This is a genomic window from Psychrobacter celer (assembly GCF_016107555.1).
GTDB lineage: Bacteria > Pseudomonadota > Gammaproteobacteria > Pseudomonadales > Moraxellaceae > Psychrobacter > Psychrobacter celer.
The window spans coordinates 1-10,067 of sequence record NZ_JABASU010000039.1; the positions used below are offsets into that span (position 1 = coordinate 1).

General features: G+C 39.5%; 8 protein-coding genes and 1 pseudogene. 5 read left to right on the plus strand and 4 right to left on the minus strand.

What is annotated here, in order from left to right; all coding sequences use genetic code 11:
* The 4 genes and pseudogenes from JFC05_RS12290 to JFC05_RS12305 form a co-directional block, all read right to left on the minus strand.
* On the minus strand, nt 1–567 hold a 567-nt coding region (locus JFC05_RS12290), incomplete at its 3' end, for an oleate hydratase (RefSeq protein WP_198337091.1).
* A gap of 106 nt (nt 568–673) precedes the next feature.
* Nucleotides 674–1,327 (minus strand): HdeD family acid-resistance protein, encoded by a 654-nt coding sequence (locus tag JFC05_RS12295; RefSeq protein WP_058023642.1) that lies wholly within the window; start codon nt 1,325–1,327, stop codon nt 674–676.
* A gap of 101 nt (nt 1,328–1,428) precedes the next feature.
* Nucleotides 1,429–2,055, minus strand: coding sequence for a TetR/AcrR family transcriptional regulator (locus JFC05_RS12300; RefSeq protein WP_198337092.1), 627 nt, complete (start codon nt 2,053–2,055; stop codon nt 1,429–1,431).
* A gap of 432 nt (nt 2,056–2,487) precedes the next feature.
* Nucleotides 2,488–2,921: pseudogene (locus JFC05_RS12305) on the minus strand (transposase family protein); the annotation flags it as partial.
* 272 nt (nt 2,922–3,193) lie between these two features.
* On the opposite strand from JFC05_RS12305, the gene JFC05_RS12310 reads away from it, so the two are divergent.
* The 5 genes from JFC05_RS12310 to JFC05_RS12330 all read left to right on the plus strand — a co-directional run bounded on the left by JFC05_RS12310 (nt 3,194) and on the right by JFC05_RS12330 (nt 9,889).
* Complete coding sequence (locus JFC05_RS12310; protein WP_058023639.1) at nt 3,194–4,258, plus strand: 2,3-butanediol dehydrogenase; 1,065 nt, start codon at nt 3,194–3,196, stop codon at nt 4,256–4,258.
* A gap of 449 nt (nt 4,259–4,707) precedes the next feature.
* Nucleotides 4,708–5,298, plus strand: coding sequence for a recombinase family protein (locus JFC05_RS12315; RefSeq protein WP_025643766.1), 591 nt, complete (start codon nt 4,708–4,710; stop codon nt 5,296–5,298).
* A 614-nt stretch (nt 5,299–5,912) separates the two neighbouring features.
* A complete protein-coding gene (locus JFC05_RS12320; RefSeq protein WP_198337093.1) occupies nt 5,913–7,640 on the plus strand; it encodes a hypothetical protein in 1,728 nt (575 codons plus the stop codon).
* 496 nt (nt 7,641–8,136) lie between these two features.
* Complete coding sequence (gene rsmA / locus JFC05_RS12325) at nt 8,137–9,000, plus strand: 16S rRNA (adenine(1518)-N(6)/adenine(1519)-N(6))-dimethyltransferase RsmA (protein WP_100749682.1); 864 nt, start codon at nt 8,137–8,139, stop codon at nt 8,998–9,000.
* 52 nt (nt 9,001–9,052) lie between these two features.
* Nucleotides 9,053–9,889: a symmetrical bis(5'-nucleosyl)-tetraphosphatase gene (locus JFC05_RS12330; RefSeq protein ID WP_105245641.1), complete on the plus strand. Its 837-nt coding sequence runs from the start codon at nt 9,053–9,055 to the stop codon at nt 9,887–9,889.
* Nucleotides 9,890–10,067: the final 178 nt, after the last annotated feature.

Here is a 10,067-nt window from a genome sequence, read left to right on the forward strand (position 1 = left end):
TTTTAGTAGTAGACGTATCAATGCTAATTGGTCAGATTTTTTTAGAGTAACACCATTCGTTTCTTTGATTTTACCTTGCTGATGTACCAAACGAGCGATTGAATAGTTAGGATCATCATCGTTAATCAGTCTATATTCATCTAGTACGCTGTATGGCTCTGGCATCTCTACTGCAGGAATATCTTGGAAGACATCCCAAAAGTTCTCGTAGGTAAATTCCATCTCACGGCCACCACGTATGATGTAGCCATTCTTAGCATTACCTGAGCCATCCATGGAGCCGCCTGACACCTCTAGTTGCTCTAAAAAGGTGATATTTTCTGCCGGTACTTTACCATCACGAATGAAGTAGTAAGCACTGGATAAGCCCGCGATACCACTACCGATGATATAGACTTTACTGTCCTTATAAGCGTCGGTTGGTCTACCGATATTGCGTTGATAGTTGCCTATTTTGTCAGCAAACGGCAAGGTGTTTTGTGGGTAGTGGTGTGGATAGGCTTTATTAGCATCTGGCTGATGTGGAAAGCTGTCGATAGTTTTTTGTTTTTCATTAGTCTTTTTCATTATTATCCCCTTAGTGGGTTAAAGAGTCTTATGACTCAGTGTTGTTTTAAAATGAAGCTGCTATTAACTTAAATATTTATAGGTCAGTGACCAAATGAGAATGTAGTTATTGTTTACTGTTTAATACGTTATTAATTTCTTGTGATACTAAATTGAACCTACTTCTTAGTTCATTAGAAATATTATTTGGTAAGTCTTTTAGTCTTTTTAATTTAAAAGCAAGGTACATGCTGAAAAAGCCACTGGTTATCAGGGCTAAGCCAGTCCATATAACAACTGTCATGCCACCAAGTATAGGGTTAGATAATAAGATAAAGGAGAAAACAATACCGACAACCCCTATTACTGTTAAATACCCCCAATCAGAAAAGCCATATTCTTTTAACTCAAATGAATGGCTGACAGCACTAATGGAACGAAACAATACTAAAAAACCCACATAAAAAAGCAGGGTAGCTTGCGATACTGCCGGGTTAACAAACAAAAGAACACCAACAATTAACGTTAAAATCCCAAGGACTAAAAACCAACCCCAATTATTAAGTACCTCCTTATTTAATAAAGAAAATGCAATTTCAGAAGCGCCTGAAATAATGAAAGATATGCTGAATAAAATAGCGAGCGCAGCATAAGACTCAAGTGGTGAAACAAAGGTATATATCCCGGTGGCAATAAAAATAATGCCAACGACAAGTGGAATATACCAATGATTAATAGTTTTATTGATGGTGCCGAAGATATTTCTAGTGATTGAACTCATTTTTAATCTCGATATCTATGTATGTTGCAAAATAACGGCTTGATATAATATTAATTGTCTTTAATGCAAAAAAGCTACGAGGTAGATCGTTGTGATCTATCTCATAGCTTTTTGGCGCAGGTCGTGAAAAGCGTTAAAACATAGTCTACATGCTGCTCAATAAATTCATCAGAAAAAGGGTCTTTCCCAGATAATCTTGCAAATTGAGGGGCAAAGGTATAAATAGACGTGGCTGCACCCAGTAATAAGTAGCGAATATGCATACTGTCTCCTTGAGGAGCCAATCCTAGTTTTTGTGCTCTTCGAATAATATCCAGCTCTTCATCATAAATAGTGCGTAAATAGTTTTCGACAAACCAGTCAAGTCTTTCCGAATCTCCTTGATTAGCCTGTATCAAAAAATGATGAATATCGGGGTAGTTGGCACAAAAATTTATAAAATCTTTTAACAGCACTTTCACTAAAGTACGAGCTTCAGCATCTTGCATGTTTCTGCGCTTCTCAAAATTGTGTTCACTGTAAATCTCAAAACATAATTTTGCCGTGGCTTTCCACAACGCTTCTTTGGAACCAAAATGATGGCTAATCAAGGTATGGTTCACCTCTGCTTTTTTAGCAATGGCGCGCGTTGAAACACCATCAAAACCTGTTGAAGCAAACTCGGTAAGGGCTGCTAATAATATCTTATTTTTAGTTTGTAATGAGCGCTCTTGCTCTGCACGTTTCACAGGCTTCCCTTATTTATGTTAAGCTTCTTAATCCTTATATTAACCAACTGTTCAATTATCAAATGTTAAGTTATATTATCTTTTTGTTTTATTGTGTAATTATTATATGTAGTAGTAAGCGCACGGCAGTAGATTTGGTTTGCCAAGCATTAATTTAAAGGTTCGATGTTCAAGCGGTACAACTGTTTCGATAATATCCCTATAGAGAGCTTTTAGGTACGTTGAAGAATGATTTAGCGTATAGCAAGGCTATAAAAGAATTTCATGCCATTATCAATATTACTAAATATATTGAGCTTGAACACAGCTAGATTAAGATTCAAAAAGGTTTGGTCTATAAAATGCCAAGACAAATGTAGTTTGATCATTATCATCAGGCTGAGTAAATAAAACTTCTTAAGTTAATGTCTGCGGGATTGACAGCATAGGTCAATCAGCATCATATCGCTCACGAGTTTCACTGTGAGCGGCTCTAACCAGTAGCTCAGACTGGTTACAATGTATCTGTTGCTCACTAATATCGCGATTTATCCAATCGTCATAGCTTGATGGCTTAACATTTAGCACGCGGCACATAGTGGTGATGCTAAAGAAGTGCTGGTTGTCTTTGACAAAGGCGTACCTGATTAGCTTTGCTTTGCGAAGTACGCTGTCGCCTTTTTTAGGATCTCTCGTTTCTCTTCAGCTACTTTAAGCTGCCGCTTGAGCTGCTTTATTTCCTGAATAGCTGCCATAAGATTAGGATCATACTGCTCAGTTCCTGCAAGTTTGCCTTGATTAGCTTTATTGTGCCAATTAGATAACGTTTGCATCTCTATTTCGAGCTGCTGAACAGTTGCACTCAAGTTACGATTGTTGTCTGTTATCTTTTTGACAGCTTCTACTACAAATTGACTGCCATGTTATGCCCTTTTAATGCCATAAATCTGATATCGTTCTCTTAGGCTTATATGTGTGTAGCTCACGGTTGCAATCTTGCTTTGGCAGTGGATAATGATTTTGAGGTTAGGGCATCTATGCCTATTTTTTATCTGCTCAGCCAAATATTTACAATCATCCATTATGGCTACGTTTGATGCCAGCATAATTTTTGATGCACCATCCAATATTTTTTTAATGACAATCAAAGGAGATTTATATGAAAGCGGCACGTTTTTATGACAAAGGCGATATTCGTATTGAAGATATTCCAGAGCCTACTGTAGAGTCGGGTACCGTTGGAATCGATGTCGCTTGGTGTGGCATCTGTGGTACCGACTTGCATGAGTTTATGGAAGGTCCTATTTTTATTCCCCCTTGCGGTCATCCTCACCCAATCTCAGGAGAGTCTGCCCCAATCACTATGGGTCATGAATTCTCAGGCGTCGTTTATGCTATTGGTGAGGGTGTTGATGATATTGAGATCGGTCAGCACGTCGTGGTTGAACCATATATTATCGCTGATGATGTTTCTACCGCGCCTGGTGAGAATTATCACTTATCAAAAGATATGAACTTCATTGGTCTTGGTGGTCGCGGTGGTGGTTTGTCTGAAAAAATTGCGGTCAAGCGCCGCTGGGTACATCCTATCTCTAATAAAATACCATTAGATCAAGCAGCCTTGATTGAACCGTTAGCCGTTGGCTATCATGCTTTTGTGCGCAGTGGCGCCAAAGCAGGTGATGTTGCTTTGGTCGGTGGCGGTGGTCCGATTGGATTATTATTGGCGGCAGTTTTAAAAGCCAAAGGCATTACCGTCATTCTCACTGAATTGAGTACCAAGCGCAAAGAGAAGGCTAAAGAAAGTGGGATTGCCGATTACATTTTAGATCCGACTGAAGTAGATTTGACTGAAGAAGTCATGATGCTTACGGATAACCGCGGTGTGGACGTGGCTTTTGAATGCACCAGCGTCAATAAGGTATTGGACTCGCTGGTTGAACTTACTAAACCTACTGGTGTGGTTGTGATTGTCTCTATCTGGAGCCACCCAGCTTCCGTAAATGTACATAGCGTAGTCATGAAGGAGCTCGATGTACGTGGGACTATTGGTTATGTAAACAATCATCAAGAAACCATCAAATTGGTCGAAGATGGCTTAGTGAACCTTGAGCCCTTTATTACTCAACGTATCAAATTGGATGACTTGATTGCTAAAGGCTTTGAGACTTTAATTCACAACAATGAATCAGCAGTGAAAATTATTGTGAACCCGAACCTGTAAATAGTAAGGCAAGGGATATCCGGCTAGCTAGGTGGTTTTAATCCGTACGTTAGAATTTACCAAACCTCAAGTTGCCCAAATCTACCTAGGAAGCCTTAGACACACTGATCCCTGCTGTCAATCCCGTACACTTAAACTTGGGAGATTTTAATCAGACAACTGGCGGAAGTTTTTTAGGGTATACCTTAGCGGAACCAGCTATCTCACCCTTCAAACATATTAACAGACTACTCAAAATAGACTGTTAATATGGAACCATCTATAACAGACTTTAGAATTATAGGACTGGTTGCTGTGCTTTTTTCCTATCATTAGCCTATACCTAAAACATAAAACCTTTAAATGATAACCTATCTATCATTAGACTTTTTTATGTTATTAAATGATAGTAATATCTTGCTATTATCAATGAACATTAATTATTAAGTCTAAATAATAGAGGTGGCGTTATGACTGTTCGTATTTATGTGAGAGCCAGCACTAAGGATCAAGACGCGACCAGAGCATTGTCTGACTTGATTAGCTTTAGCCAAAGCTATGATGATAACCATGTTGAGTACGTAGAGCATTTCAGTGGTACAAAGTTAGATAGACCAGCACTCACTAAGTTACTCAATGATGCTGAGCAAGGCGATATATTGCTTGTTGAGAGTGTAGATAGATTGAGTAGATTGTCTCAGGATGATTTTGCTATCTTAAAGCAGCGCATCAAAGATAAAGGTTTGCGATTGGTGGTGGCTGATCTACCAACTACACATACGGTTAGCGAGGGTATGACAGGCGACATCCTTAGGGTAATTAACAATATGCTGATCGACTTATTAGCAACGATGGCAAAGCTTGATAACGATAAGCGTAGAGAACGTATCAAGCAGGGATTAGCAAACAGTGGATATAAACCTACTGGTAAGAAAGCAAATCTAGCAAAACACAATCGTATTAGAGAATTAGACAGTCAAAATAATATGACAAAAGAGGAAATCGCTAAGGCGGTTGGTGTTGGGGTAGCTACGGTTTATCGTGTCTTAAAACAGGGTTAATAGCTGAAGTATTTTAAACATTAATTTACGTTTCTATAGACGCGATGCTATCAAATATATAATCATTAAGTTGATAGATTTTAATCATGTATCTTGATTCAAAAAAACCCTGTATTTGAGTATTTGAGTATTTGAGTATTTGAGTATCACTTTGCCTTTTTAGCTATGATAGTAATCAGCTGTATCAACTTTGTACGTACTAGCGTTGCAACTGATTTATTTTATATATCGAATGCAGCGACTTTATGCCCATGCTTTGAGCAAATGCTATAAGCTCATTTTTAGCACATATAAATGGTTCCATTATAGCAGTCTGTTTTAAGTGGTCTGTTAATACGTTTGAGTGGTGAAATAGCTGGTTCCCTTGGGGTATACGATATAGAACTAGGCTATAGATAGCTTGGTCTATATTTTTATTTTTTCCAGCTTGCGTGTTGTTATCATATTAACTTAAGTTTGCTTTTCTGTTACTAATTTACAACTGTACCTTTGTTTTGAGTGCACTATTATACTTTGCATTTTTTGGAATATTGTCGCAATTCATCCTATTAAAGCTTTTTAGTTAACCTGTTTTTGACTTTTATAAGATGAATTTTATTAGGGGTGGAGTATTCGTGAATATAAGTGATCTTTCTGAGTATCAACTTTATAAATTGAAATCAATAGACCCTAGTCTAACTCCTAATTGGCGAGAGGTTATTTATAGCATCCTCCCTGACTTAGATAGCGAGAGCCAAAACAGCCTGTATTTAAAGATATTAAAACCTCGAGGTATTTCTCTTGATGCCAACGGTAGATTGAAACATCGTCGCCCTGCCACTCTACAAGAGACTGTAGGAGATATTCAAAGTACTCATAACGGTTTATTATCTGTAGCAGATGATATGTTCAAAATCATTAATTCACGTTCTCAGTACTATGATGCTGTACAGCTTGCTGATGAAATTGAAGCGATTTTTGGTTATTTAGATAATTTAAATACAAGAGGATTACTCTACGAACAAAAAAATCGTAATAGAATAAAAATAGCTTTCTTATATGATCTAGCATATTGGATAGATACCGTTGAACTCAAAATCTCTCCTGGTCTTCGTAAACTTGACTCCGATATGGTCAAAGCATATTTAAAAGAGGTTTTTATTAAGCAGAAAGTACAAGACCAAGACTTTCGAAAGTGGGATTCATCAGACACAGATTTCCAGAAATTTACTTATATACCTGCTTTCATTAGAGATGAAGGTGAAGGTAGGAATTTTTTTGTCGTAGAAGGTTTGAAATATTGGTTTGTGATTGGAAGTACAGATGAGGTGGGTAAAAATCCCTACTCTTTTCGACGATTCCTTCACGAAGATAGTAGTGGTAATGGAGTTAATGAATATATTTATCTGACCCATATTGTTATCAACAAATATAATATGAGTGATTTAAAATACCTATCTGATTGCTCACTATGGATGAGTCGATTTTATACCCTTGACCTAGGAGCACCTGATACGCTTCTAGACTTTATCAATGAAATTCGTAGCCTAGAAAAGAGTTATTTAAAACCCTTACTAAAAGAACGGTTAGAGCAAGTGGGGGGCACTACAGAAGTCATTATAAAAGAGCGTATGATCACTTATGAAAAACAAGCTTCTGTGTTAATACTTCAGAAACTACCTAGAATTCAAAATATCCTTAATAGTAGAGAGGATCAAGACTACCTCACTTACCATTTAGATAAATTAATTCAAGAAATGATAGAAAGTATGCATGATTTCAGATTACAGCCTTTAGTCATGCATTCTCCTAGTAGCGATATTCTACTAGCTAAATTAATGGCTTTAAGAGTTCTACTCAAGAAATCGCATGACTTTATTTTTTCTCAAGAGTTAAGTATCGAAGAGCGTTCAGAAGCTATGGGAGACCCACTTCACAAACTCCAACAACAACTACAGGATGCCAAAGAGTTTATAAAAGAAGCTGAACAGCTAGAAAGTGAGCTTGATAATTACTATGAAATTAAAGAGAAAGGAAGCTTTTGGAAAAAAGTTGCGTTAGGGAGAAAACCTAGATATACACTAGAGGAAATCAATAAAGAAAAGCTGAATCTTAAGAAAGAGGTTTTTATATCAATCGTCCGCATGGCCAAGAATCAAAAAAGAGGCATGGTATATATTGAATTTGAATGTGATGAAATTATAAACAAAGAGTACAGACATTATGCCCTAGCAGATGGAGAGCTAGGCGTCACTCGTCTGCCGAGAGTACTTCGTCTACCTGAAGACAAGCGTAAATTCGATATTGACTATATAGCGCAAACAGTAAACCAAAATATTTTCGAAGCTAATCAACTATGGTAAACAATAGTATGTAAGAGCCTCTAGTAGCCTTTTCTGAGACCATCTCATAGTGTAACTGCTTATTCTTCGGTTAGTGGACTATAAGCAGTTACACAGAGTTTGGGAAAGGCTCAGAATAACCTCTTATAGTAGACTTGAAACTTCAGTAATAGTTCTATCCAAGGCTTCTTAAGCTTGGAAAACTAACGTTCTGTCACCATGAAGTACACTGTGACTATTTCAGCGAGTTAAAACGTTGATACTATTAGCCTACAGATTGATATTCAAGTCCTCACTAGGGTACCGCCCTTATTCACATTATGGTTCTTATGTTAGATGGTTCGAGAACAAAAAGCTGCCGTGTTGATTGTGCTAGATTGTACATGGTTTATAGATAAAATATCTCAAAAACACGCCCTAATTATGAGCTGTGGTATAATTTACCATTATAAAGCTAAAACATTGCTGCTATTACCTTATCATCGCCCATTTCTCTTTTATACATTAAGACTCTTTTATGTCCAAAACTTCATTTGATGCTCAAACTATTTCTAACAGTTTACGTACTGCCAAGCACCAGCCGCGTAAGCGCTTTGGCCAAAACTTCTTGCATGATACCAGCGTTATTCGCCAAATCGTCGATAGCATTCGTTTAGAGCGCGACGATAATTTGATTGAGATTGGACCGGGAATGGGCGCGCTGACTGAGCCGCTATTGGCAGAAGTGGATGCGATGACGGTGGTGGAGTTGGATCGTGATTTGGCAGATAGCTTGCGTATCCGTATCGGTGCCAACAGCCATCCGAACTTTACTATCATTAAAGACAATGCCATGCACGTCGATTATCGCGAGCTGTATAGCGCTGAGCGTGGTAAGCTGCGGGTGGTGGGCAACCTTCCTTATAACATCTCCACACCGATACTTTTTCATCTGCTTAGCTTTGCAGATGTCATTCAAGACATGCATTTTATGCTACAAAAAGAAGTGGTTGAGCGTATCACCGCGGATGTCGGTAGCAAGACCTATGGCCGTCTATCGGTCATCATGCAGTATCACTGTGATACCGACTATCTACTGACAGTGCCACGCGGTGCGTTTAATCCACCACCTAAAGTCACCAGCGCCGTGTTTCGCTTGACCCCGCATATCGACAAGCCAGTGGTGGCAGAAGATGAAGAGTATTTTGCTATCGTCGTTCGTGAGACTTTCAATCATCGCCGGAAGACATTGCGCGCTATCTTTAAAAATTCGACTTTGTTGCCGACGCTAAGCGAAGCGGACTTTGCTGCCTGTGCCATCGATCCGCAAGCCAGACCTGAGACGCTGAGTGTCCAAGACTTTGTCGCGCTAAGCAATCACTCGCGGCATTTGCTTGTATAGCAAGACTACTGTTTGTTGGTTATGATTTTATAGATTGATTTATTGAGGGTTTATGGGGTTTCGTCATCAGTATGTCATCGGCGATTTGCAAGGTTGTTATGCCGCTTATCGTCAATTACTCAACACGTTAGCATTTGACCCGACCCAAGACAAACTGTGGTTTGCAGGTGACTTGGTCGCGCGCGGTGAGGATTCGTTAAGCACGCTGCGCCATGTCAAGTCGCTGTGTGAGCAGGGCGCAGCGGCGACCGTGCTAGGCAATCATGATATCAACTTGATTGCGGTCTGGCGCGGCGCGGCAAAGCTCAAAAATAAAGACAAGACCGCGCCGATTTTTGCTGCTGAAGATTGTGATGAGTTGCTAGAGTGGCTGCGTCATCAGCCAGTATTGGCTTATCCTGATGAATATACGGTATTGGTGCATGCGGGTGTGCCGCCGCATTGGAGCATCGAGGCTGCGTCTGATTACGCGCGGCAGTTAGAAGCGGCGCTGCAAAGCAGTTTGCCGCAGCTGGATGCGCTATTGCCCAACCTATATAGCAAGACAGCTGATAAGTGGCATGCACAGATAAGCGGCTATACTAAGCTGCGTGCGATTGCTAATTACTTCACACGTATGCGCCTATGCAAACAAGATGGCACCTTAGAGTTTGACTTTAGTGCAGGGCTGCAAGAGCCGATGCCTGATGACTTCGCGCCGTGGTTTGAATGGCAAGTACCGCGTACGCGTAAGATACTCTTTGGTCATTGGGCGGCGCTCAAAGCCGAGGTCGATCTGCCACATGCACGTGCGCTAGACGGTGGCTGCGTATGGGGCAATCATCTACTGGCTTATCGTTTGAGCGATGGTAAGGTTGTTACCTCAAGCGCCCACTGCCCGAGCTTGTGACGAGATGATAGTTAATTTCGTTTTGGGTGTCTGTTAATAGGCTTGAAGAGAGTAATGGCTGTTTTCAATGGGGTTGCAAACAGTTAAATAAAACATATACAAACCTACCTATTTATTACTATAATAGATAGATTATATCTATAATATAGAGAGCAAGTTATGGGGAAACTGGTTAGTA